This window comes from Oscillospiraceae bacterium MB24-C1, assembly GCA_030913685.1.
Classification (GTDB): domain Bacteria; phylum Bacillota; class Clostridia; order Oscillospirales; family Ruminococcaceae; genus Yanshouia.
This window is the reverse complement of sequence record CP133187.1, coordinates 1,141,286-1,165,124: the sequence shown is the minus strand read 5'-3', so window position 1 is coordinate 1,165,124 and position 23,839 is coordinate 1,141,286. Positions and strand designations below refer to the sequence as shown.

Here is a 23,839-nt window from a genome sequence, read left to right as displayed (position 1 = left end):
GCGGACGGGCGTTGTGCTTATTTTAAAAGAATAGTGTGCAAAAATAACAATAAGCGATTATAGGGCGTGAGTTGAGCCTAACAATTGTCAGTACAAAAATAAAGGAACAAAGACGGTCTGAAATAGGGTTTTGCAAGAGAATCCCACGAATAGGGTTTGACGCATATTCTAGACACATATATTTTTACTCTAGTAGCAACACACCCAGTTCCGGTACCGTTTCAACTATGTACTTAGCTCCAGCGGTCATCAACTCGTCGTGGCCGCCAAAGCCGTAGGCAACACCGATGCAGTCCAGTCCGCAGAGTGCTGCACCCTCGACATCATATTTTCGGTCACCGATCATGATGGTGTTATCGCGGTTAAGCTGCGGCTGAATTCGCAGAATCTCTTGTATTACATCTTGCTTTTCAAATCGGCCTTGCATTTCGTCAGATCCGCAAATAACGTCAAAATAACCTTCAAGTGCAAAGTGCGCCATAATCTGCCGCGCAAAATGCTCCGGCTTTGAGGTGGCCAGCATCAGACGAAAATTCGCGTTCTTCAAGCGCTCCAACAGTTCGCAGATGCCGTCGTAAGGGCGGTTTTCGAACTTTCCGACTGCATCAAAGCGCTCGTGAAAAGTATCGATGGCTACGGTTATTTGCCCCTCTGTAAAGTTGTAAATCTGCTTATAAGAAGCACTGAGCGGCGGGCCGATGAAACTACGCAGTACGACCGGGTCATTTTCCTCAATGCCAAAGGGACGCAGGCTGTGTTGAACGCATTTGACGATGCCCTCTTCTGAGTCGGTCAATGTTCCATCGAGGTCAAACAGCAGGGTGGTGTATTTAAGTGCCATAGAAAACTCCTTTTATAAAACCGTTCGGTAGTAAAGGCCGCGTGTGTAATCTTTAGGCGGCGCTGCGTCGGCCCGACCCGCATAAGCGGCGGCGATATGCTGACACTGCAATGGGGATTCGCCGGTAAACCAGAGCGTCACAAACGAAAGACCGATAAGCTCATCTCGGCGGTCAGCCAGATAAAGCGGTACCGAGTTATAAAGCGCGCTCACACCGGTCTGCGCATCACAGGGGTCACAACGCACCGCAAAGGCGACGTCCTTGCGGTCGGTGAGTGTTTGCTTACGGTCACAGCGGGCGCAGCCGATTTGGGCACGCACCGGACAGTTGCGAAACGTCATGAGCGGCAGTGAACCATAAGCGATAAGGCCCAGTGGCATACTGCTACGCAAATGCATTGCCTGAGACAGTGACAGTTCAAAAGAAAGCTCGGCATCGGATAAGCCCACCTGAGCCGCTGTTTGCAAAGCAAAGGTATTGGTGAGATTTAGTGACCAACCACCGCAGACAGACAGTCCCGCCTGTTTCGCCAGCCAAACAGCACCAACATTGCCACACCATGCGCGCGTGACGCCTAGCGTGCGTAGCATTTTGAGCTTCTGGGCGACCTGATCTTCATCCGTAAATAAAATACGAGGAATTTCAGCAATAATGCGCTGGGGCGTGACCCCCAACCGGATGCCTTCAGCAACCTCATTAAGCGGTAGAATAACGCTTTCGCAGCAATCGAGCAGGGACTTTGAAAGCTGATTGGCCTGGCAGCGAATGCGCAACGCGGGTTGCGACGGAGGTGCTATGGCCGTGGCGGGGAGAGGGGGGCGATCGGGGTAAAAGCGGTGGGGGTGCGGCGCGCAACGCCGGGCAGAGAGTTGTTCAAACGCTTCACGTCTCAGGGCGTTGAGTTGCGACACCGGAATCATTAGCCCGTCTGATAGTGCGATATCCAGATCGATGAAGTGGAAAGGCGTACCACCGGTTTTTAACAGGCTCTGGCGGACGCGTGCCTCATCGGTGGGTTTGGTGTGTGCTGCCTGAGGAACATCTCCCTCGACAAAGACGTTGTTTTTATCTCGATCTCGCAAGGCCAGCGAAATCGGTTCGTCTTCAAAGGCGGTGAAGGCGCCCTCCACCGGGACCGCGCCAATATCACGCCCGGCTAACTGTGCCAGCTCGCCGAGCACACTCGTGGCGGCAGTGACGTCATCCTTTTGCCGAATGCCAAACATAAATCGGTCACGCTTGCTGTCAAAATATCCGGTTGTAAAGCCACTGCGTGAAAAAACTGACCGCAGACGGTCGATATCAGGCTGTTCGCCATCGAGTGCCTGACGCAGTGCCGTCACGGCGGCGGCGACATATTCCGGGCGTTTCATACGCCCCTCAATTTTAAGGGAACTGACACCGAGTGCGGCAAGCTCTTGGACGCGCTCAATCAGTGAAAGATCTTTTAAAGACAACGCATGACTGCTGCTTGCGCAGGCAAAGGGAAGGCGACAGGGCTGTGCGCACAATCCGCGGTTGCCGCTGCGCCCACCTAGCATGGATGAGAGATAGCACTGTCCTGAGACGCTCATGCACAGCGCACCATGCACAAACACTTCGGTTTGTGCCGAGATATTCTGGACGATGTGTGCAATTTCTCCTGCAGACAGTTCTCGAGCCAGGACCACACGTTTGCAGCCCATTTCTTCCGCCATTTTAGCGCCCGAAAGGTTATGCACCGCCATTTGGGTCGAGGCGAAAAGTGGAAGTTCCGGCACAGTGGCTTTAAGCAGTGACAACACGCCCCAGTCCTGAACAATGGCAGCATCAACACCTAGTTTTGCAGCAGTCTCCGCAGCGCGCAACAGGTCGTCAATCTCGTTATCGAACATAACAATATTAAGCGTTTGCAAAATTTTAACGCCGTGCAGATGCGCGTAGCAAACCGCTTCGGAAAGCGCCACCTCGTCAAAATTGCCAGCATTTCGGCGGGCATTGAGCGCCTTTGCACCGAGATAAACGGCGTTAGCACCGCAATTGACTGCCGCCTGTAGCGATTCCATGCTACCGGCAGGGGCGAGAATTTCAGGTCGGTTCATAGTTACTCCTAACTTTTCAAAAATATAGCTTTATCTTATTTTTTATTATTGTAGCATGAATGTTCAGGTTTCATCAAAACCTATCTTGCGGTGCAACTTCTCAGAAAGAGAAGAAGTTCGGGTATATGCCCGCCTTGGAAGCGGGATTATTGCTACTGTGTGCACATTATAGCATATTGGAAGTAGAACACGCAAAAATACATTCTGAAAGATTTTCTTTGACCTGTTTGCTGGGGTGTGTTATACTTTGTCACAAATAAATTCAAAATGGTTATTAAAATGGGGTGGATTTATGTTATATACGACACAGACCAGACAGGCAATGCTGCTGGCCTATTCGGCGCATCATGGCCAATTGGACAGAAGCGGCGTTCCGTATATTTTCCATCCACTGCACCTTGCTGAGCAGATGCACACTGAAAGCGAAATTGTGGCGGCGCTCCTGCATGATGTTGTGGAGGACACAACCGTCAGTTTTACCGATCTAGAGAAGGCGGGATTTTCAACTGAGGTGATGGACGCGGTGCGACTGTTAACTCATGACAAAAGCACACCCTATATGGATTATATTAACGCGTTAAAAGAAAACCCAATTGCGCGGGCGGTGAAGCTGGCGGATTTAAAGCACAACAGCGATGTGGCTCGACTCAAGGATCATTCTGAAAAGACCCAGGAGCGCCTGAGAAAATATGCGGCGGCGCTGAGAATATTAGAATAAAAGGGGCGGACGACGGATAAAAACCGGCGTCCGCTTTTTGTTTAACAGATTCAGGTGCTGTTAGCTTAAAGCAGTCATGAGCTGCAGCAGATACCACGGAGGAGATAGGTATTTCAGCGTGCTAAAACTGCCAAGGGCTTCGGGTGTGATGATCGCCCCGGAAAAAATAACCGAGACGGCTGCCCATAACATCATGACCAGCAACAGCACGGCGCTTGGGCGAAAACGCGAAACAATAGGGACAATCAGCGCCGCTAACAACGCCAACAGGACGATCAACGTAAGACGTGCGGCTGGCGCATAACCTGCATCAATTCCCCAAAGCAGAAGTAACACCTCGCAGAGCGTGGATAGTACAGCGAAAAGGAGGACCTGTGCCAGTGCCGAAGCGGTAGCGGGCAACCAGGGACGTGCCGAGCAGCGCAACTGCAAAAGGGCCATCAGCTCTCGTTCGCGGCTCGGAGCCAATATGGCCGAAAAGGCACAGCAGAGCAGAAATAGCGGTATAAGCACCGCATAAAGCAAAGGGACTAGTCCGCTGCTGTCCGCTGGTTGTGGTGCCGTGGAGGCATTTAGTGTCAATAGCAGTGTCAATGGACTGTTCTGTACCTGTAGCCGCTGCATTTCTGCGACGATGTGCTGCTGATCTTTAAGGCCTAGCTTTTCAGCGATTGTGAGGGTAGTTTGAGGTAACTGCGTTTCAAACCACGCGGCAAATACTAATTCATCAGTGACAGAGGTAAGAAATGCGCCTTCGTTTTCATAGACCGTGATTGGTGGATCGTTCTGAGGGTTGATGTGGTAGGCGCAATGCAGAACTCCAGTGCGAACATCCTGTTGCATGGTGGGCAGCGCCTCGGGCGGGTAGTAGATAAAATATAACGTGTCAGAGGCTAACAGCGGTTCACAAGCGCTCTGCAAAGGAATGTCGGTAGTGTCATACATCAATCCGATCTGCGCTGAGGCTGGACGTTCTACCGGGCAGAGCAGTGCAAAGCTGCCAAACAGCAGCAATAGTACTGCAGCACCGACCCAAAAAGCGGCGCTTTTGAGGCGGTACTTTAAAAACAAGCCCAGTAGACTTAAAAACTTGGGCAAATCACACCGCCTCCTTTCGCGACCACAGCAGAAGCGCGCCACCGGTAAGCAAGATGCACCAAAGCAGGGCGACTCCGGTGTCCGAAAAGCCAGCTCCAAACGCCGCGTCGATGGTCAGGCGGCGCATCAGCGAAAGCGGTAGCAGGCGACATAACGGTATCAGCGGGGGTGGCATCAGCGCTTCGGGCAGCAGACCGCCGCCAAATAGCGTTTGAATCAATGCCAACCCAGTAACTGCCGCACCGCAGGCAGCGGTTGAAGAAAAAGCTGCGGCGCAAAAAACCAGTAGCGATGCGCAAAGTAAAATTAAGAGAAGGCCGCTGACACCCAGAAAATTTTGAATCGGAGAGCCCAGTGCGACAACGCCCAGAGGGCAGAGAAGGGCAAACAGCGTTATGGCAGTCAAAGTACAACTGGTAAAGGTTTCGCGCCGACGCTGTGAAAAGGCTGCAAACTGCCGCAGCGCGTAAAGTGGTGGAAATAGCAGAAACAAGAGGGAAAAAAAGACAAATGAAACCGCAGAGCTACCGTAATATGCTGCGACTGCAACATCTCCAGTGGTGTGCAGCACCTGGCTGTCAAACAGGCCCTTTCGGGCCAAATAGCTTTCCATTAAAGCCATATCCGCCGAAAATAGTTTCTGATTGATTTCGTCATCGGATAGACCCTCGGCATACATGGCTGAAAGCAAACCGCCTACGGCGTTCTGCGCACTCAGCAGCGTGCGGCCGGCGGATTGGGCCAGCTGACGTATCCAGAGTCCCTCTAGTGGTGAAGAGACGTTGACAGTGAGCGCAGGGGCGAGATTTTCTCCAGTCATAATGCTGTTCCAAAAGCCCTGTGGTAGCGTTAACACAGCGGCATAACCATTGGTATTTTCATCTGGCTCAAGCAGAGTTACTGTCGCGACCCCCTCAAAACTTGAGGCCATCACAGAGGCGATTAGTGTAGTGGGCATTGAGGAGTCATCGAGACTGACAACAGCCAACTTGACCGGCTCAGGCATCGGTGCGGCGCTCAGAACGGCTAACGCCGCTGTAAAAAGCAGCGCAAGGCAAATCAGAATGCTTAGCATTGCGCCCAGGCTGTGTCGCAACGCGATGCGCCAACCCTGAAAAACCAGCTTCACGGTGTTTCACCCCCCTTTTCTGCCATTTAATCACAAAGCTATCATAACTCTTACAAACCGGCACAAAACGCCCCCTTTCGCTCGTATTATGCGGCGCGAAAAGGGGCGTCTTACCGAAAGGTCAGAATGTGGCCCGGCGGTTAAATCAGCCCATTAGCAGACTGTAAAGCTGGCCGACAAGGCTTTCATACCCGACGGAATATTCATTGTTTAACTGTTCAAGCTGTTGCGCATCCAACTCAAAGAGCGAGGTGCTTTCGGGCGCGGTCAGTGCTTCGGTTAAAGGCGCATTGGTGTAGTCAATGTCGAACACCAATGCTCCGACTGCAGTGTCAGACGCCGAAGCATAAATGCGGGAATCGGGTAGGCTCACAGTAAGCGCGTCGTTTTCAAGTACGGCGGTACCGTTAAAAGCAAAGCCAGCATTAACAAGATCACCGTCTGCATCAATGTTCATATCGGCGACGCAGCTGTAAGCACCGTCGGCTGCAACACTGATATTCAGCGGCATATTAAACGTGATGAAGCTGGACTCGACCCCTACAGTCATATCCGTCGCATAGGTGTCGTTTGAGAAAGTGGAAGTGGCATCCATTGTTATGTTCATTGCATCTTCAGTTGCGATGACCAATTTTGCGGTATTGACTGCATCGTCGAAGGTGCAATCAAAAACAAAGCTGTTCACTATGATTTCAGGTACCTCGGCGCTTTCAGAAGAGGAGGCAGCTGCAACGGGGGTGCAAACCAGATTAGCGGATTTAATCAGGCCGCTTTTAATATCCAGCGTCAGCTTAGCGTCCATATCCGGGAGGCTTTCATCAATGCTGGAGATAGCTTCGTTCATCATGCCCTCATAGGTCATACTGGGATCTGCGTCGATCGCAGAGGTAACCATCTTTTCAATCGCTACGCCAAATTCTGATTCAAAATAAATATAGCGATAGTAGTCAAGCACGGCGCTTTTCAGGTCTTCGCCAGGGATATCGACCACATATTTTTTGTTTTGTTTGTCGTATGTATAGGTCGCATTGGTCAGCGCATTTTTAAAGATGGGGGTAATGTCAGCCAACATCTTCTCGTAAGAAATCGCGCTGATGGCGTTGATATATTCAATTTCTCCGGTAATGACGCCCTGCATCATATCGAGCGACTGCGCATCAATCGGGTAGACAGCATTGAGTACGCTTCCGGTATAATCCTGCGCAAAGGTGGTGGGGTTAATCGAAAGAGCTGTCTGGCTAAAGGTGGGTACGCCCGCGACAATAAGTTCCGGCGACATAAAGGCATGAGCTTCAATCATCGGCGCATCCTTGAGATAAACCGAGGCGTTAAAAGCGGCGGTCTGCTGCGCAGGATCGCTGCTGGCGCTACCTCGGATGCCGGCATCCTTTAGAATAGCGTTCGCAAAAGCAGCGTAAGGGTTATCTTCAATGGCGTTTAACTTAAAGTCAAAATCGGTGGTCATGGCGCCGCTGCGGCCTTCGAACATCAGCTTCGCGGCAGGAATCTTTTGGTATATCTTATCGACAGCGATCTGTTGCTGCTCTGCGGTTGCGGTGAAGGCCGCTTCTACCGTCGTCTTGGGGTCGGGGGTAGAAGAAAACTTGATAACTGCCGCAACAGCTGCAATCGCGCAGACGGCAGCAGCCCCTATAAGTAGCTTTGACTTGCCCGCTTTCTTTTGCGGAACAGGTGGCGGCAGGGTGGTGACCGTCTCTGATGCGTTAAAATTCGCTCCGTTGTTTTCGTTCATGAAAATCCTCCTGTTATTCTCTTGTGGCCATTATATAGCTTGGTTATACATTATAGCGCGGTATTGAAAAGTAAGGCTAAAACGCTGGATTCGCGCTGTTCCTTGGAAATATCGCTAAGTGTTAGCGTCCTTGAAAGTCGCCCGTCCTGAAGCAAAAAGACATCATCGGCGAGAGCGGCAATCTGTGCGGGCTCGTGCGAGGTGAACAAAATGCCAATGCCTTGGGCTTTTAAGCGGCAAAACAGCAATGACAACTCATGGCAACCCGGTGCATCTAACGCTGCAAAGGGTTCGTCAAGCAAAAGAAAGTTAGGGCTGCCCACCAGCGCCGTGGCGATTGATAGGCGTTTTTTTATCCCGCCTGAAAGTGCGCCGGCGCGCTTTTTGCGAAAAGGTAACAATCCCAACGCTGTTTCAGGTGACTTTTCGGCAAAAAAAGGGCCATCTAATCCCTGGGCTGAATACCACAACCTGAGATTATCCAACACCGTGAGTTCCGGCAGCAACACGGGTTCCTGGGGGACAAAAGCAATTTTACCGCTGCAGCTGACAGTACCCGAATCTGGCAAAAGCAACCCGGAAGCCAAACGCAACAAGGTGGTTTTGCCAGTGGCATTTCTACCAGCGATGCAGATGGCTGAACCTGGCGCTAGCGAAAAGGTGATCTCTCTTAAAACAGGGCGCTTCTTATCAAAGCTTTTTTGCAGTTTATAGAGCTTTAACACAGCAACCCCCTCTTTTCACGTCGGCGACAAATAGCGTTGGCATAAGTAGACCGGAGCCGAAAGTATCATCCGCCGAAAAGGCGAAAGAATCAAGGACAAGCCTTCTAAACACCAAAAGGCGCTTTCGTTGACGACACTATAACCGTAACGTATCATACATCAAACGCTCAAAGAATGAAAGCCTTTTTGAAAAAAATTCCCAGTAGCACAAGCCCCTTTTGCTATCTTTATGAGCAAATACTAAGTTTCATTAATAATAGAGTGTGAAGATAATTGCATTTTTTTGCCTCTTGACTTAAATTTTAGCACAATGTATAGATTTACGCATTGGCAACAGATAAGTTTAGTCAAAGAGCAAGAAGGCCTGATTTACCATACCGGTTGCGCTGAAAACTGTTCAAAAGAGTAAATTGGGTATTGTGTAGCTAGGGGAGATAATGTGAGCAGTAAAGCTGTTAAGCCACGCAAGCATGCGCCGGATTGACGATAAAACACGTAATTACGTGTTCTGAGGAGATTGGGCTAAACCTAAGCGACAAGAAAGCTTTTCGACAAATTAAGGCTGCCGCAATTTGGCGGCAGCCTTGTGTCAAAACAAATATTTGTGTCAGTTTGGGTGTACGATTATCTTCCGCAACAGTGCTTATATTTTTTACCACTACCACAGGGGCAGGGGTCGTTTCTGCCGACCTTTTTAGTTTTGCGCTGCACCGGCTTAGCGCTGCCATCCGGCACAGGTTCGGTGGGCTTTGCCACCTGCTCGCGCTCGACGGGCGCTTCAATGCGCACGCGCACGGTTAACAGCATTTTAACGGTGTCCTCCCGGATGGCCTGTACCATGGCGTCATACATTTCTGAGCCTTCAACACGGTATTCCACAACTGGGTCACGTTGGCCGTAGCTGCGCAGATAAATGCCGCGGCGCAATTCGTCCATAGCGTCGATATGATCCATCCAGTGCACATCGACGTTTTTAAGCAGAATCATGCGCTCAAGGTCACGGGTAAGGTTTTCGCCCCACTCCTTTTCACGCGCCTCATAACGGTCGTGCGCCTTTTTTTGTAGCTGCTCACGGATGGCATCACGCCCGATTCGGTCCAGATCGCCCAGCGTATAGTTAAGGTCGTCCTTGTCGGTAACCCATCCTAAGAGATAATCGCGCAAGCCGGTCAGATTCCAGCTTTCAGCTTCGGTGGCACCTGGCAGATAAGAATCCACCGCATCGGTGATGACGCCGTCGAACATGCGCAGAATGGTCTCTTTGATATCCTCGCCGTCGATGACCGAACGACGCTGGGAATAGATCATCTCGCGCTGACGATTCATGACGTCGTCAAACTGCAGAACGTTTTTACGGGTGGAGAAGTTTCGACCCTCGACCCTAGACTGTGCTGATTGAATAGTTGAAGATAAAAGCTTGGCCTCAATTGGCGTTTCCTCGTCAACCTTCAGGGTTTCCATGAGGTTCTGTATCCGGTCGCCGCCGAACAGACGCATGAGGTCATCCTCCAGCGAGAGGAAAAAGCGAGATTCGCCAGGATCACCCTGACGGCCGGAACGGCCGCGCAGCTGGTTATCAATACGGCGTGATTCGTGCCGCTCGGTACCGATGATAAACAGGCCACCCGCCGCCTTAACCTTTTCGGCCTCGGGTGCAATTAATTGACGGAATTTATCATGCAATTGGGCATATTGCTTCCTCGCCTCAATAATCTCGTTATCGTCAGTATCTGAGTGACCGGTGGACTGCTCAATCAATTCCTCAGAGAAGCCCTGGCGGCGCATCTCATTCTTTGCCAGAAACTCCGCGTTGCCGCCGAGCATGATGTCAGTACCACGACCCGCCATATTGGTGGCAATGGTGACAGCGCCAAACTGGCCGGCCTGTGCAACAATAACTGCCTCACGCTCGTGATATTTGGCGTTTAGCACCTCGTGCTTAATGCCGCGCTTTTTAAGCATCGACGAGAGCAACTCGGATTTATCGATGGTAATTGTACCGACCAGCACCGGCTGACCCTTTTCGTGGCATTCCACAACCTGCTCAATGACGGCGTTATATTTGCCCTGTTCGCTGCGGTAGATCACGTCGTCATAATCCTGACGGATAACCGGGCGGTTGGTGGGGATCACGATGACATCGAGGTTATAAATCTCACGAAATTCGTTTTCTTCGGTGAGAGCGGTACCGGTCATACCGGAGAGCTTTTTGTACATTCTGAAGTAGTTTTGGAAGGTGATGGTCGCCAGCGTTTTGCTTTCGCGCTCAACCTTGACGCCCTCCTTGGCCTCAATAGCCTGATGCAACCCTTCGTTATAACGACGACCGATCATCAGGCGGCCGGTGAACTCGTCAACGATAATAACCTCGTCGTCTTTGACGACGTAATCTACGTCACGCTGCATGATGCCGTTGGCTTTGATGGCCTGATTAATGTGGTGAGACAGCGTGATGTTATCGGCGTCGGTGAGGTTTTCAATGCTAAAATAGCGCTCGGCCTTTTTTACGCCCGACTGGGTAAGGGTGGCAGTGCGGGCCTTTTCGTCAACAATGAAATCGCCTTCAAGCACTTCCTGCTCCTGTTTGTCGTCAAGCTCGGTCACCTTAGTGCGGGTCAAGCCTTTGGCAAACTTGTCGGCGCGCTCATAAAGGTCGCTAGATTTGTCACCCTGTCCCGAAATAATCAGCGGCGTTCTTGCTTCGTCGATCAGGATGGAGTCAACTTCGTCGACGATGGCAAAGGCATGTCCGCGCTGTACCATCTGCTCTTTGTACACAACCATGTTGTCGCGCAGATAGTCAAAGCCAAGTTCGTTATTGGTGGCATAAGTGATATCGCAAGTATAAGCTTTGCGCTTTTCGTCGTTATCCATACCGGGCACGGCCAGACCGACGGTCAGCCCCATGAAACGGTGCACCTTGCCCATCCACTCGCTATCGCGGCGGGCCAGATATTCGTTGACGGTCACGATGTGAACGCCCTCACCCGAGAGCGCATTGAGATAAGACGGTAACGTGGCGACCAGCGTCTTTCCTTCACCGGTTTTCATCTCGGCAATGCGTCCTTGATGAAGCACAATGCCGCCGATAATCTGAACAGGGAAGTGCTTCATCCCCAGCACGCGCCACGCTGCCTCACGGCAAGCGGCAAAGGCGTCGGGCAAAATGTCGTCAAGCGTTTCTCCAGCTTGCAGGCGAGCCTTCAAAGCAGGTGTTACGGCCTTGAGCTCTGCGTTGGTGAGAGCTGCATATTTGCCTTCCAGCGCCATAACGCTGTTGGCAATAGGCCGGATGCGCTTTAGTTCCTTGTCGGAGTAGTTTCCGAATATCTTGTCAAAAATGCCCATCGGCGATACCTCTTTTTTATCTTTAAATTTGAATTGTTTCCTCTTAATTTTGTCCGCATTTGGCACAGGCATAAGTGCAACATGTCAGCGACGATAAAATTTAAATTTATTGCCGACCTTCTGCCGATACCATTTAGTATTGTAGCCTGAAAATGTCTCGATGTCAAAGAGAAAGCTGTAAACGTTTGACGAATTCTTAATTTAAAATATGAACATTTACCTTTGTAACACCTGCAAAAGCGCGGCGAACCGACGACGCGCTTTTACGCAGGTATTAAAAGGCAAACTAAATATTCAAATACTTTCTGTTGACAAAGCCGATATTATTGTTGTAAGAGACGCTGGCCCACTCAGGCAACAAACCATAGACCGTGACTTTGGCACCGTTCGGAATGCTGCCGATGACTGCCGCTGAGGTACTGGGACGGGCGCGTATGTTCAGATTTGAACCCGAGGTGGACACTGTTGCCTGCTGCGGCTGAATCGGGCTGACAAACGGCTGCCCAAAATATTCTGCAAGTGTCTGACCAATCGTTTTGGCAATGGTGTCAAGATTCTCGGTTACCCAATTGGCATCTTCCTCGTTGTCATGGTACCCAATTTCAAGGAACAGTGCGGGAGCCTTGACCTTGTCGACCTCGCCGAGTCTCGTCGTGGTAAGTGCGCGTACCTTGTCTGGCAGCGGATAAATTTCCTTAAAGCGCCGGACGGCGATATTAGCCGCACGCTGCCCCGAATAGCTGCCGGGGAAATAGTAAATATCCACGCCGCGCAAGGTGCCGTATTCGGGCGCAGCGTTGGAATGAAGCGCTAGATGCAGTGCATAATCCCCGGCGTTGGACTGGCGTATGATTGAAACAACAGTTTGGTTAGGATTGTTGCGGGTAAAGCCGATGGCGTTTGCCCGTAAGTATGGCTCAAGTGCATCGGCCAGTTGGTTCATATGGTATTCCTCTGAGCCGCCGGTGACATAAAAGTTGCCCTCTTGTGTTGAGGGGCTCAAATATATTTTTGGCATAACAAACCTCCTGCATGCTTTTTACAGTAGCATGATATGACAAAAAACAAAAAAGGTGCAAAAATCAGGCTATATTGCATCAATTTAATGCAATATAGCCTGATTTTATAAAATACTTTGTATGAACTCCCGAATACGCGGGTCTTTAGGGTGATCAAAAACTTCCTTGGTGGTACCCATCTCAACGATGTTGCAATCACACATGAACATCACTTTATCAGCAGCCTCTCGGGCAAAACCCATCTCATGGGTAACAACGATCATGGTCATGCGCTTTTTCACCAGCTTTTTCATCACCGCCAGCACCTCGGCAGTCAGCTGAGGGTCAAGTGACGAGGTTGGTTCATCGAACAGCAATAGATCGGGGTTCATCATCAGCGCGCGGGCGATGGCCACACGCTGTTTTTGTCCGCCCGAAAGCGCTGAGGGGTAGACATTGGCCTTATCCAAGAGCCCCACGTCACTCAGTAGCGTGCGGGCGCGCTCGGTAGCCTCGGTTTTATCTTCTTTGCGCACTATTGTCGGTGCCGCAATCAGATTATTGAGCACGGTCATATGCGGAAAAAGATTAAAGCTTTGGAATACCATACCCATTTTAGCGCAAGCCTTACGCATCTGAGCGTCGCCGACATAGACGCCATTTTGCATGAGCGGGTCGCCTTCGATGATAATATCGCCACCGTCTGCACGTTCTAAACCGATCAGACAGCGCAGCATGGTGCTTTTGCCTGAGCCGGAGGGGCCGATGACCGCAATGGCTTCTCCCTTTTCGACCGAAAAGGAGACACCGTCGAGTACTCTTACATCGCCAAAGCTTTTTTTAAGGTTGCGTACTTCAATAATACTCATAATATTAGCGCGCCCCCCTTAAAAGCTGTATTTGCGTTCGAGATAATCGAACAGCTTGGTGATGATATAAGTCATCAACAGATAAAACACCGCCGCCACGGGATAAGCGGTGAACACCGCCTGACGGTTGACCGTCGCCTTGGCAAAATACAGAATCTCGGTGACGCCGATAACCGTGACCAGCGCCGTATCCTTAACCAGTGTAATGCTCTCGTTGGCGATGGAGGGCAGCGACACGCGCAACATCTGTGGCAGTACAATTTTAAACAGCGTTTGTACTTTGGAAAAGCCCAGCACGCGGGCAGCTTCATATTGACCCTTGTCCACCGAAATGATGCCACCGCGGAAAATCTCGCAGAAATAGGCCGCGTAATTCAAAACAAAAGCGAGCATCGCCGCTGTTAGTCGGTCGAGCACGATGACGTTTTTCATGCCGGGAATAAATGGTAGGCCATAATAAAAGAAGTAAAGCTGTAACAGCAACGGTGTTCCGCGCATTATGTACACATAAAAGCTAGTTATACCACGGAGAATGGTACTTTTTCCGATGCGCATAAATGTGAGCAACAACCCCAGCGGCATCGACCCAACAATGGTGACCGCAAAAAGCGCAAGGGTATATTTGACACCGTCAGTCAGCAGTATGGCGATGTCAAAAAAATTTTTTAGCATTGATTTACGACCACCGTTTCCGTTTTAATTATCGGGCGTTCTGTGCGATGACATATCGACCCACAACAGAGTCTACAACAAAAACGTCTATTCGTCCAGCTTGTAAATCCATGTAAGCCGAGACGTTATCGGGATACTCCACAATTTCCTTGACTTTGTCACCAATGGGGTCAGAGGTGAGCGCTTCAAGCGAGGAAGAACCTTTTTGCAGGCCGACAATCTTGCCCTCAAGCTGCGTCTTAGTGGTGATACCGGACGAAGCGGGGACAATGATGATCTGCTGGTTGGCAATATAGGGCTTGGTGAAGTACATATTTGCGACGCGCTCGGAGGTAATGGTCATACCATTCCAGATACAGTCGATTTTTCCTGCGTTGAGCTCAAGCTCTTTAGAATCCCAATCGATGGGCTGGAACTCAACTTCGACGCCCATACGCTTGGCAACTTCTCTGGCGAGGTCGATATCAAAGCCAACAATCTCATTTTTATCATCGCGGAAGCCCATGGGGGGATAGCTGTCGTCAAGGCCGACGATGAACTTGCCTTTAGATTTGATGCTTTCAAGCGACTTGTCGTCGGCGGGCGCTTCGGATTCCTCAAGGAAACCCTTGTCCTTAAAAAGTGCGTCGGTATCAAACCACTTCTGAGAAATTTCAGCGGCGGTGCCGTCGGCAATCATCTCGTCTAAGTATTTTTGTACCTCAAGGCCAAAGGCGATGTCACCGTTGCGAAAACCTACGCCGTATTCTTCGGCGCCGAGGTCTTCGGTCAACTCGATATAGGTTTCTTTAGCGGGGGCGGCGGAAGAAGCAGCCGATGCCTCGGAGGAAGCGGGAGTTGAAACACTGGAAGAAGCGCCGCCGCAGGCAGTCAGAGCAAGCGCCATTGCGGCTGCGAGAGTTGCGCAAATAATCTTTTTCATGAGGGTCCATTCCTTTCACATGATATTTGAACAGGTCTCATTATAACAGTTTAGCAAGGTAAAATGCTAACTAGAAAAAGCGGCGACAAATCCCCGAATTTTTAAATTATAGCGATTATAGTCTGAATATCTTTATATTTCGCATTTAGACGCCGGTTTTCTTCAAGATCATTAAGAAATTGTAAGCCCTTAATCGGTTTTTTCGCATTTCTAAGCGTTACAATGGTGTTTAGTAAAAAAAATTTAAAAAAGTGGGACAAACCCCTTGCTTTTTTTAGTTTCGTGTTGTATAATTGCCTACGTCGCTTGAAGTGACATGGACGATTAGCTCAGCTGGTAGAGCATTCGCTTGACGTGCGAAGGGTCAGCGGTTCGAGCCCGTTATCGTCCACCAGAAAAAACCGCATTGCTAAGCCGTTTTCGGCGGGCAGTGCGGTTTTTGTTTTGCGTTGAAAATTTTGACGACAAAATAGCGTTTTCCATTCTTGCTATGCCCAATACCTTTTGCCTTTGAAATAGAACCCAGACAACAACGACGGTGGAAATAATATTCCATACAAAGACGCTTTTTAATTTAAAATGTGATACCGTCAGGAATTGAAGTGGCGAAGAAAGATAAAATAAGACCGCATGGTCAAGCTGTTTTAGCTGCAATGCGGTCTTAATCTCAATATTTGCTTTAGGGCGTTCTGTTCCTTAGCAATTAATAAACCGTCGGTAAAGGTCAGGGTAGCGCTGGCCTCCTTGGTACCAATACCTTCCCAGGTGTAGATTACGGTTTCGTATCCTAGAACATTAACGCGATAATTTTCGATGCCGTGGCTGCTGATGATAGCGCACGCCTCTTTGTAGGTCATCCCAAGATCAATGGCAGTAAACTCTGTCAACGTTATCTCATCCTCGGCATTGTTAAAATCTGCGGCGTTTTTTACCCATTTATCAGGATTGATTGGATTGTCAAAAATTAGCTCTCCGTATCCCCGATCTTTAAAGAGTCTGTCTTTAGCGATAATAGTACCATCGCTGCCTAATGCATAACGCATGTTGTACAGTATTTTGTCACTCAGCTGCAGCATCAGATTTGCTGTTGTTGCATCTCGGGTGGCTCATTGGTGGGGCTTTCACATTGCGACACAACGGGCTGACCGCAGTACCGGCAGAATTTGCTGTTTCCAGGAATCTCTTTAACCACAATGTTTACATAACACGTCCATCATCCTTTTGTCAAACATTTCCTCCATACTTACTATAGATGGTAAGGTTTGTAAACATTAAATGCGGTATCGGGATGTACATCTTCTTTAACCAGATATGACGGTATGAAAGAATGACATTTATATATCATTAATCATGCTCCAAAGGTGGTGCGGTTGACGTCATCACGAGAGCAGTTTTGTTTACAAATGACACATGCAATGCTCATAAAAACGACGCTTGACTGCTTGTTGGAAAGGGCTGTCTATGCTATAATAAGTCAGATATACCCATTTACGACAAACAAGGGAGGTAAGCCGATGGTGGTATTAGGCATAGACCCAGGGTATGCCATTGTCGGTTGCGGTGCGGTTTCTTACGACCGCGGCCGATTTGCCATGTTGGAGGCGGATGCAATTACCACGCCGCCCAAGGTTCCGTTTGAAAAGCGACTGGCGTCCATTTACAGCGACATGTGCGCGCTGATTGAGCGGGTACGCCCCGACGCCATGGCGATAGAAGAGCTTTTTTTTTCGCAGAACAAGACGACAGGCATCTATGTAGCGCAAGCCAGAGGGGTCATTTTGCTAGCGGCAGCACAGTATGACATTGAGCCGTTCGAATATAATCCTATGCAGGTCAAGCAGGCAGTGGTTGGCTATGGCAAGGCCGAAAAACGTCAAGTGATGGACATGACCCGGCGGCTATTGTGTCTGCCGGAATGTCCTAAGCCGGATGATGTCGCCGACGCGTTGGCCATAGCGATTTGTCACGCGCACAGCGCATCGGTTTCAACGATGCGGCGCGCGGTGCTAAACGACAACAACAGGAGGAACCGATGATTTATTCACTTAGAGGGGAGCTCTTGCTCGCTGAGCCGGGTGGCGTTGTGGTGGAGTGTGCTGGTGTGGGTTATCGTTGCGCCGTTTCACTCAACACCCTAACTAAAATGCCGTGCACAGGCAGCGAGGTGCTTTTGTTGACCCATATGGTGGTACGTGATGACACGGTAGACCTTTTTGGTTTTGCTGACGCGCAGGAGTTGGCGAGTTTTCGGTTGCTGACCACGGTCAACGGGGTGGGGGCTAGATTGGCGCTGACTCTGTTATCTGACTTTAGTTCCAGTCAGCTGGCTTTAGCGGTGGCTTCCGGTGATGCTAAGGCGCTGACTCGTTCGGTGGGTGTGGGCAACAAGCTTGCGCAGCGCATTGTTTTGGAGTTAAAGGACAAGCTAGGCGGCTTTGGTTCGGCCGATACCAAGGTGCTGGAGGCAGTTTCAGCTTCCACGACTAAGGGCGGCAACCTCAGCGAGGCGATAGCCGCTTTAGCGGCGCTGGGCTACAGCCAGTCGGAAGCGGCAGGCGCGTTGGCTGACTGCACCGATGAGATGTCGGTGGAAACGCTGGTCAAGCGCGGCTTAAAAAAACTTGCGCGCTTCTAGTGCTTTAACCACACTGCCACAACCATAAAAAGGAGGTCTTTTCTTGCTGCGAAATGATGAAACTGATTTTGAAAATCGCATCGTTGCGCCGGAGTATACACGGCTCGATTCTGAAACCGAGCTGTCGTTGCGCCCGCGCAGCTTGGACGAATATATCGGCCAGACCAAGGTCAAGGAAAACCTTAAGATATTTTTAGAGGCGGCCCGCCTTAGGGCGGAACCGCTGGATCACGCGCTATTCTACGGCCCGCCAGGACTGGGTAAAACCACACTGGCGCAGATTATAGCCAATGAGATGGGGGTACAGATCCGCGTCACCTCCGGTCCGGCGCTTGAGCGCCAGGGCGATCTGGTGGCGCTGCTGACCAACCTTGGCGAGGGCGATATTCTGTTCATCGACGAAATACATCGTCTCAACCGCTCGGTGGAGGAGGTTTTGTACCCCGCGATGGAGGACTTTGAGCTGGATATCATGATTGGCAAGGGGCCATCGGCGCGCTCTATCCGGCTCGATTTGCCGCGTTTTACACTGATTGGTGCTACGACTCGTGCGGGGCAGCTTTCCGCGCCGTTGCGAGATCGCTTCGGCGTACAGATGCGCCTGGAGCTTTATAACCCCGAAGAGTTGGCCGAAATCATCGTGCGTAGCGCCAAGATTCTAGACATTCCGTGTGAAGCGCAAGGTGCCGTCGAACTGGCACACCGTGCAAGGGGCACGCCGCGTATCGCTAATCGGCTCTTAAAACGCGTGCGAGATTTTGCGCAGGTCATGGGAGACGGCGTTATCACCAGTGATATTTCTGATATTGCGCTTTCTCGGCTGGAAATTGACCGGCTGGGACTGGATGCAATTGACCGGCGTATGCTCACCGTGATCATCAAGAACTACAACGGTGGCCCCGTCGGGCTTGAAACGCTTGCCGCCGCCACTGGCGAGGAAGCCATCACCATCGAAGATGTTTACGAGCCCTATCTGATGCAGCTGGGCTTTTTGGCGCGAACGCCGCGCGGGCGCTGTACAACAGCGCTGGCGGTGCAGCATCTCGGCCTTATTTCTCCACAAAATGATTCGGATCAGACTAGCTTACTTTGAAGTGTGACAACATATCAATAACTTGCGGGGCTAAACCAACTGCCCGGCAGGGGAGGAATTACTTTGGGAAGAATATTTGGAACCGACGGCGCACGCGGTGTGGCCGGAATTGAACTGACAACCGAACTGGCCATGAATATTGGGCGGGCGGCAGCGATGGTGTTAGCGGCGGAAACGCATAAAAAGCCGCTGGTGGTCATCGGGCGCGATACCCGTATCTCTGGCGATATGCTGCAGGCCGCAGTGACGGCAGGCCTGTGCTCGGTCGGAGCGGATGTCTTGCTACTGGGAGTGGTGCCTACGCCAGCGGTGGCATATCTGGTACAGCACTATAAAGCGGATGCGGGGGTCATGCTTTCAGCCAGCCATAACCCGTATGAATTTAATGGCATCAAGCTGTTCGGCGCAAGCGGCTATAAGCTAACCGACGCTGAGGAGGCCGAGATCGAAGCCATTATCTTGGATGGAACCAAGCCTTATGAGTTTAAAACCCACAACTGCATGGGCCGCGTGAAAAGCGCCGAGGATGCCGTGAGCAGTTACATTAATTATATCGCTAATATTTACGCTGGCGGATTTTCGGGCAGGCTGCTGATAGACTGTGCCAACGGCAGCGCTGCTGCGACCGCAAAAAGATTGTTTGATGCGATGGGTGTTGAGGCCGATTTTCTGGCCGACAAGCCGGACGGCGTAAACATCAACGACGGCTGCGGCTCCACCCATATCGAACGCTTTGCGCCGCTCGTGACAAAGGGTAGTTATACTGCGGGGCTTGCCTTTGACGGCGACGCTGACCGCCTGTTGGCGGTGGACGAAAAGGGCAATTTGCTTGATGGCGACGTTTTGATTTCGATTCTTAGCGCCTATCTTTCCACCCAAGGTAAGCTGAATGACGATACCGTTGTGGTCACTTCAATGACTAATTTCGGATTTTTTGAGTTGATGAAAAGCCGCGGAACAAAAACCGAAATCACAAAAGTAGGTGACCGTTATGTGCTGGAGGTTATGCGTGAGAAAAACCTTTCACTAGGCGGCGAGCAGTCGGGTCATATGATATTCTTAGAGCACGCCACCACGGGTGACGGTCAGCTTTCAGCCGTGATGCTGCTCAATGCGTTAGCCGCTGCCCACAAGCCGTTGTCGGCACTGGGCGGCGAAATGAAGCGATTCCCTCAGATTATGCATAACGTGAACGCGACCCCCAGCATGAAATCCGCACTGGAAACCCATCCGGCGGTTTGCGGCGAGATTAACCGCTGGCAGAAGACGTTACAGGGGCGGGGCCGTGTGGTCGTGCGCGCCTCCGGTACCGAACCGTACATAAGGGTGATGGTTGAGGGTGAATTGGCCGACGAAATTGAGAAGGCGGCCAACGATATTGCCACCGCCATCAGCACACACTTAATTTGAGATTGTCCCATTCAAGAGGGGCCTGGATTTTCAATTAATAAGGAGAACCGGATGAGATTTTCTGCCGACTGGAAAGATTTTGAACTGATAGATGCGAGCGGGGGCGAAAAACTTGAGCGTTGGGGCGACGTATTGCTCGCTCGCCCCGACCCCCAGGTGATCTGGAGCACGCCAAAGGGCGCGCGCTGGGAGAAGGCTGACGCCCGTTACCACCGTTCCGCCGAGGGCGGGGGTAGATGGGAACAGCGGACGCTCAAAAAGGCCGAATGGGCCATCAGTTATAAAAACCTACGCTTTTTGATACGCCCAACAGGGTTTAAGCATACCGGCCTCTTCCCTGAGCAGGCTGTAAACTGGGACTATATGGCCGACGCCATCAAAAAGGTGAGTCGCCCGGTCAAGGTGCTTAATCTCTTTGCCTACACCGGTGGCGCAACGCTGGCTTGCGCAGCGGCGGGCGCTTCGGTTGTACATGTTGATGCGGCCAAGGGTATGGTGCAGTGGGCGCGCGACAACGCAAAGCTGTCGGGTCTAGAAAGTGCGCCGATTCGCTGGATTGTTGATGATTGCAAAAAGTTTATTGAACGCGAAATTCGCCGCGGCAACACTTACGACGGCATCGTTATGGATCCGCCCTCCTATGGGCGGGGGCCGGGCGGCGAGGTTTGGAAACTGGAAGATAATATCTTTGAGCTTTGCAGTCTTGTGACGCAGCTCCTATCTCCCGACGCACTGTTTTTGTTGTTGAATTCCTACACCACTGGGCTTTCGCCTTCGGTGATGCAATATCTGCTCTCGGTGACTGCGGGCAAAAATAACGGGACATGTACCGCCTCTGAAATCGGTCTGCCGGTGTCATCAAACGGGCTGGTGCTGCCGCAGGGTTCCACCGCTATTTGGGCTGGACAAGCATGAAATACCCCATTCACTTTCGGGTTCCACCGCTGTTAACGGGCGGGGAGCACCAAGAAGCAAAGAAGGAGTACTATGGAGAACATTATCAGCGCTCAGGATTTGGTTTTTACCTACCCCGGCGAGCATGAAGCTGCGCTGGACAGGGTGAACCTGACTGTGCGACATGGAGAAATGGTGGCGGTGCTCGGGCATAACGGCTCGGGCAAATCGACCTTTGCTAAGCACTTAAATGCCATTTTGCTGCCACAGGGTGGCGTTTGCTACGTAGACGGCATCAATACCGCTGACGAGGACAGGCTTTTAGATTTACGCCGCACGGCAGGTATGGTGTTTCAAAACCCTGATAACCAGATTGTCGCTACCATCGTCGAAGAGGATGTGGCGTTTGGGCTTGAAAACCTCGGCGTCCCGCCCGATGAGATTCGGCAGCGGGTGGATGAAGCCCTTAATGAAGTGGGGATGCATGACTACCGTCTGCACGCGCCGCACCAGCTTTCGGGTGGACAGAAGCAGCGCATCGCCATTGCGGGGATCATCGCGATGATGCCAAAGTTGATTATTCTCGACGAGCCGACCGCGATGCTCGACCCGCGCGGACGCGAGGAAGTTATGGAGACAATTACGCGGTTAAATCACGATTTTGGCGTGACCATTATTTTGATCACGCATTACATGGACGAAGCTGCCGCCTGTCAGCGGGTGGTGGTTATGGATGGTGGCAAAGTGCTGCTTGACGATACCCCAAAAGTGGTGTTTTCACACGTGTCGTTGCTCAAACAAGTCGGGCTCGATGTGCCGCAGGCCACCGAAATCGTCTACGAGCTGCGCCGCAGCGGCATCGACTTGCCTAAGGATATCATTACCGACGAAGAATGTGTCGAAGCGCTCACGAAGCTGCTTTCGGCCACAAAGGGGGCAAAAGCATGATTGCGGTAAAAGTCGACCACGTCAGCTACGTCTATTCCCCCGGGACGCCGTTTGAAAAAATTGCGGTGGACGATTTTTCGTTGGAGATAGAAGAGGGCGATTTTGTTGGGGTCATTGGGCACACCGGCTCGGGCAAGTCGACTTTTATCCAGCATTTAAATGGGCTGCTTCGCCCGACCTCCGGCACCATTTCGATCTTTGGGCGGGATATTTGGGCCAACCCGAAGAAGATTCGGGAATTTCGCTTTCTTGTCGGGCTGGTGTTTCAGTATCCTGAGTATCAACTCTTTGAAGAGACGGTTGAAAAAGATATCGCCTTTGGCCCGACAAACATGGGTTTGTCGGCCGCGGAGATCAAAGATCGCGTCCATGAGGCTGCCGGATTTGTTGGCCTTGATCCCGATGTGATGCAAAAATCACCGTTTGAGCTTTCGGGCGGGCAGAAGCGCCGCGTTGCCATCGCGGGTGTGCTAGCCATGCGCCCGAAGGTGCTGATTTTAGACGAGCCTACTGCGGGGCTTGACCCCAAGGGGCGCGAGCAGATTTTTGGCCAGATAAATCAATACCACAAAAAAACCGGCAGCACGGTGCTGCTTGTTTCGCACAGCATGGAAGATGTCGCGCGCCACGCTAAGAAAGTGCTGGTGGTTAACGACTCGAAATTGTTTGCCTATGGTACGGTTGAAGAGGTGTTCTCGCGTACCGAAGAGTTGGTAAACATGGGTCTTGCGGCCCCGCAAGTGACCAAGATTTTTATGGAACTTAAAAACCGAGGATTTGACGTTAGCACGCAGGTTTATACCGTTGAGGCCGCGCGGCGAGAACTGTTGCGCGCGTTGGGAAAGGCGGGTGGCGCACATGCTTAAAGACATTACCATCGGCCAGTATTTCCCTGGCGATTCGGTCTTGCACCGACTTGACCCGCGTATGAAAATTATCATGACCATGTGCTATATCACGGCGTTGTTTATTACCAACAACATGGCGGGGCTGCTACTTTGTGCCGCCGTGGGGCTGGCGGGCTATCTCATTTCAGGCATCCCGCTGGTGATGGTTAAAAATAGTCTCAAGCCTGTGGTGCCAATTATTCTGTTCACCGCGGTGCTCAATATGATATTTGTTGAAGGCACACCAGTTTATGAACTCTGGATTATAAAAATAACGCGCGAGGGTGTACTGCTGGCAGTATTGATGGTGATTCGCATCATCTGCCTGATTGCGGGTACATCGCTCTTAACCTATACCACCTCGCCGATTGCGCTTACCGACGCGATTGAGCGGCTGTTGTCGCCGCTGAAGCGCTTGCGCGTACCGGTACACGAACTGGCCATGATGATGACCATCGCGCTGCGCTTTATCCCGACGCTGATCGAAGAAACGGATAAAATTATGTCGGCGCAGAAGGCGCGTGGAGCCGATATGGAATCGGGCGGACTGATTGACCGGGCCAAGGCGCTAATTCCGATTTTAATTCCGCTGTTTGTGTCGTCGTTTCGGCGTGCGGACGAGCTGGCGTTGGCGATGGAATGTCGTTGCTACCATGGCGACGAGGGCCGCACACGCATGAAGCAGCTTATATATGCTCCGCGGGACTTTTGGGCATTGGCGTTCTCACTGCTTATGGTGACGTTGGTCATTGCGCTGAACTTTATATTCCCGTCGATGTACTGAGGTTGATTTTTATTGATTGAGCCATGAGGTGTT

Annotated in this window: 21 protein-coding genes and 1 tRNA gene; 10 read left to right on the top strand and 12 right to left on the bottom strand. The window is 51.2% G+C overall.

The window, feature by feature from the left end; translation table 11 throughout:
• Window positions 1–184: 184 nt before the first annotated feature.
• Together RBH76_05600 and RBH76_05595 are read right to left on the bottom strand one after the other, a co-directional pair.
• Window positions 185–841: an HAD hydrolase-like protein gene (locus RBH76_05600; GenBank protein WMJ84893.1), complete on the bottom strand. Its 657-nt coding sequence runs from the start codon at window positions 839–841 to the stop codon at window positions 185–187.
• Window positions 842–853: 12 nt separating this feature from the next.
• Complete coding sequence (locus RBH76_05595) at window positions 854–2,923, bottom strand: U32 family peptidase (GenBank protein WMJ84892.1); 2,070 nt, start codon at window positions 2,921–2,923, stop codon at window positions 854–856.
• 292 nt (window positions 2,924–3,215) lie between these two features.
• On the opposite strand from RBH76_05595, the gene RBH76_05590 reads away from it, so the two are divergent.
• Complete coding sequence (locus RBH76_05590) at window positions 3,216–3,641, top strand: HD domain-containing protein (protein ID WMJ84891.1); 426 nt, start codon at window positions 3,216–3,218, stop codon at window positions 3,639–3,641.
• A gap of 60 nt (window positions 3,642–3,701) precedes the next feature.
• Here the strand turns inward: RBH76_05590 and RBH76_05585 are convergent, their stop codons facing one another.
• The 9 genes from RBH76_05585 to RBH76_05545 form a co-directional block, all read right to left on the bottom strand.
• Window positions 3,702–4,739, bottom strand: coding sequence for an ABC transporter permease (locus tag RBH76_05585; protein WMJ84890.1), 1,038 nt, complete (start codon window positions 4,737–4,739; stop codon window positions 3,702–3,704).
• A 1-nt stretch (window position 4,740) separates the two neighbouring features.
• Window positions 4,741–5,868 carry an ABC transporter permease gene (locus RBH76_05580; protein WMJ84889.1) on the bottom strand — a complete coding sequence of 376 codons (1,128 nt, stop codon included), beginning with the start codon at window positions 5,866–5,868 and terminating at the stop codon, window positions 4,741–4,743.
• A gap of 145 nt (window positions 5,869–6,013) precedes the next feature.
• On the bottom strand, window positions 6,014–7,621 hold the full coding sequence (locus RBH76_05575; protein WMJ84888.1) for a hypothetical protein: 1,608 nt from the start codon (window positions 7,619–7,621) through the stop codon (window positions 6,014–6,016).
• Window positions 7,622–7,671: 50 nt separating this feature from the next.
• Window positions 7,672–8,346, bottom strand: coding sequence for an ABC transporter ATP-binding protein (locus tag RBH76_05570; protein ID WMJ84887.1), 675 nt, complete (start codon window positions 8,344–8,346; stop codon window positions 7,672–7,674).
• Between the two features lie 624 nt (window positions 8,347–8,970).
• Window positions 8,971–11,694 (bottom strand): preprotein translocase subunit SecA, encoded by a 2,724-nt coding sequence (secA, locus tag RBH76_05565; protein WMJ84886.1) that lies wholly within the window; start codon window positions 11,692–11,694, stop codon window positions 8,971–8,973.
• Between the two features lie 286 nt (window positions 11,695–11,980).
• Window positions 11,981–12,712, bottom strand: coding sequence for an SH3 domain-containing protein (locus tag RBH76_05560; GenBank protein WMJ84885.1), 732 nt, complete (start codon window positions 12,710–12,712; stop codon window positions 11,981–11,983).
• A gap of 105 nt (window positions 12,713–12,817) precedes the next feature.
• On the bottom strand, window positions 12,818–13,561 hold the full coding sequence (locus RBH76_05555) for an amino acid ABC transporter ATP-binding protein (GenBank protein WMJ84884.1): 744 nt from the start codon (window positions 13,559–13,561) through the stop codon (window positions 12,818–12,820).
• Window positions 13,562–13,579: 18 nt separating this feature from the next.
• Entirely contained in the window at window positions 13,580–14,233 is a 654-nt protein-coding gene (locus RBH76_05550) for an amino acid ABC transporter permease (protein WMJ84883.1), read from the bottom strand.
• Between the two features lie 28 nt (window positions 14,234–14,261).
• Window positions 14,262–15,155, bottom strand: coding sequence for a transporter substrate-binding domain-containing protein (locus tag RBH76_05545; GenBank protein ID WMJ84882.1), 894 nt, complete (start codon window positions 15,153–15,155; stop codon window positions 14,262–14,264).
• A 318-nt stretch (window positions 15,156–15,473) separates the two neighbouring features.
• On the opposite strand from RBH76_05545, the gene RBH76_05540 reads away from it, so the two are divergent.
• A tRNA-Val gene (locus tag RBH76_05540) sits at window positions 15,474–15,549 on the top strand.
• Between the two features lie 250 nt (window positions 15,550–15,799).
• Here the strand turns inward: RBH76_05540 and RBH76_05535 are convergent.
• The gene (locus RBH76_05535) at window positions 15,800–16,231 is read right to left on the bottom strand and encodes a hypothetical protein (GenBank protein WMJ84881.1); all 432 of its coding nucleotides are present in this window, start codon (window positions 16,229–16,231) and stop codon (window positions 15,800–15,802) included.
• A gap of 438 nt (window positions 16,232–16,669) precedes the next feature.
• On the opposite strand from RBH76_05535, the gene ruvC reads away from it, so the two are divergent.
• From ruvC to RBH76_05495, 8 genes are all read left to right on the top strand, one after another.
• Window positions 16,670–17,191, top strand: a complete 522-nt coding sequence (gene ruvC, locus RBH76_05530) for a crossover junction endodeoxyribonuclease RuvC (GenBank protein ID WMJ84880.1) — start codon at window positions 16,670–16,672, stop codon at window positions 17,189–17,191.
• A complete protein-coding gene (gene ruvA, locus RBH76_05525) occupies window positions 17,188–17,790 on the top strand; it encodes a Holliday junction branch migration protein RuvA (protein ID WMJ84879.1) in 603 nt (200 codons plus the stop codon). The genes ruvC and ruvA overlap by 4 nt, the downstream gene beginning before the upstream one ends.
• A gap of 43 nt (window positions 17,791–17,833) precedes the next feature.
• Complete coding sequence (gene ruvB / locus RBH76_05520) at window positions 17,834–18,883, top strand: Holliday junction branch migration DNA helicase RuvB (GenBank protein WMJ84878.1); 1,050 nt, start codon at window positions 17,834–17,836, stop codon at window positions 18,881–18,883.
• Between the two features lie 63 nt (window positions 18,884–18,946).
• A complete protein-coding gene (gene glmM, locus RBH76_05515; GenBank protein ID WMJ84877.1) occupies window positions 18,947–20,293 on the top strand; it encodes a phosphoglucosamine mutase in 1,347 nt (448 codons plus the stop codon).
• Window positions 20,294–20,344: 51 nt separating this feature from the next.
• Entirely contained in the window at window positions 20,345–21,208 is an 864-nt protein-coding gene (locus RBH76_05510) for a class I SAM-dependent methyltransferase (protein ID WMJ84876.1), read from the top strand.
• A gap of 72 nt (window positions 21,209–21,280) precedes the next feature.
• Window positions 21,281–22,135, top strand: a complete 855-nt coding sequence (locus RBH76_05505) for an energy-coupling factor transporter ATPase (protein ID WMJ84875.1) — start codon at window positions 21,281–21,283, stop codon at window positions 22,133–22,135.
• Window positions 22,132–23,001, top strand: coding sequence for an energy-coupling factor transporter ATPase (locus RBH76_05500; GenBank protein WMJ84874.1), 870 nt, complete (start codon window positions 22,132–22,134; stop codon window positions 22,999–23,001). The genes RBH76_05505 and RBH76_05500 overlap by 4 nt, the downstream gene beginning before the upstream one ends.
• Window positions 22,994–23,806, top strand: a complete 813-nt coding sequence (locus RBH76_05495; GenBank protein WMJ84873.1) for an energy-coupling factor transporter transmembrane component T — start codon at window positions 22,994–22,996, stop codon at window positions 23,804–23,806. The genes RBH76_05500 and RBH76_05495 overlap by 8 nt, the downstream gene beginning before the upstream one ends.
• Window positions 23,807–23,839 lie beyond the last annotated feature (33 nt).

What these genes read in the sequence shown, in the direction of transcription:
- RBH76_05555 (WMJ84884.1), bottom strand. Translation starts at nt 13,561, where the DNA reads ATGAGTATTATTGAAGTACGCAACCTTAAAAAAAGCTTTGGCGATGTA.
- RBH76_05545 (WMJ84882.1), bottom strand. Translation starts at nt 15,155, where the DNA reads ATGAAAAAGATTATTTGCGCAACTCTCGCAGCCGCAATGGCGCTTGCT.
- RBH76_05510 (WMJ84876.1), top strand. Translation starts at nt 20,345, where the DNA reads ATGAGATTTTCTGCCGACTGGAAAGATTTTGAACTGATAGATGCGAGC.
- RBH76_05550 (WMJ84883.1), bottom strand. Translation starts at nt 14,233, where the DNA reads ATGCTAAAAAATTTTTTTGACATCGCCATACTGCTGACTGACGGTGTC.
- RBH76_05505 (WMJ84875.1), top strand. Translation starts at nt 21,281, where the DNA reads ATGGAGAACATTATCAGCGCTCAGGATTTGGTTTTTACCTACCCCGGC.
- ruvA (WMJ84879.1), top strand. Translation starts at nt 17,188, where the DNA reads ATGATTTATTCACTTAGAGGGGAGCTCTTGCTCGCTGAGCCGGGTGGC.
- secA (WMJ84886.1), bottom strand. Translation starts at nt 11,694, where the DNA reads ATGGGCATTTTTGACAAGATATTCGGAAACTACTCCGACAAGGAACTA.
- RBH76_05595 (WMJ84892.1), bottom strand. Translation starts at nt 2,923, where the DNA reads ATGAACCGACCTGAAATTCTCGCCCCTGCCGGTAGCATGGAATCGCTA.
- RBH76_05575 (WMJ84888.1), bottom strand. Translation starts at nt 7,621, where the DNA reads ATGAACGAAAACAACGGAGCGAATTTTAACGCATCAGAGACGGTCACC.
- RBH76_05600 (WMJ84893.1), bottom strand. Translation starts at nt 841, where the DNA reads ATGGCACTTAAATACACCACCCTGCTGTTTGACCTCGATGGAACATTG.
- RBH76_05590 (WMJ84891.1), top strand. Translation starts at nt 3,216, where the DNA reads ATGTTATATACGACACAGACCAGACAGGCAATGCTGCTGGCCTATTCG.
- ruvC (WMJ84880.1), top strand. Translation starts at nt 16,670, where the DNA reads ATGGTGGTATTAGGCATAGACCCAGGGTATGCCATTGTCGGTTGCGGT.
- RBH76_05495 (WMJ84873.1), top strand. Translation starts at nt 22,994, where the DNA reads ATGCTTAAAGACATTACCATCGGCCAGTATTTCCCTGGCGATTCGGTC.
- RBH76_05500 (WMJ84874.1), top strand. Translation starts at nt 22,132, where the DNA reads ATGATTGCGGTAAAAGTCGACCACGTCAGCTACGTCTATTCCCCCGGG.
- RBH76_05535 (WMJ84881.1), bottom strand. Translation starts at nt 16,231, where the DNA reads ATGCTGCAGCTGAGTGACAAAATACTGTACAACATGCGTTATGCATTA.
- RBH76_05560 (WMJ84885.1), bottom strand. Translation starts at nt 12,712, where the DNA reads ATGCCAAAAATATATTTGAGCCCCTCAACACAAGAGGGCAACTTTTAT.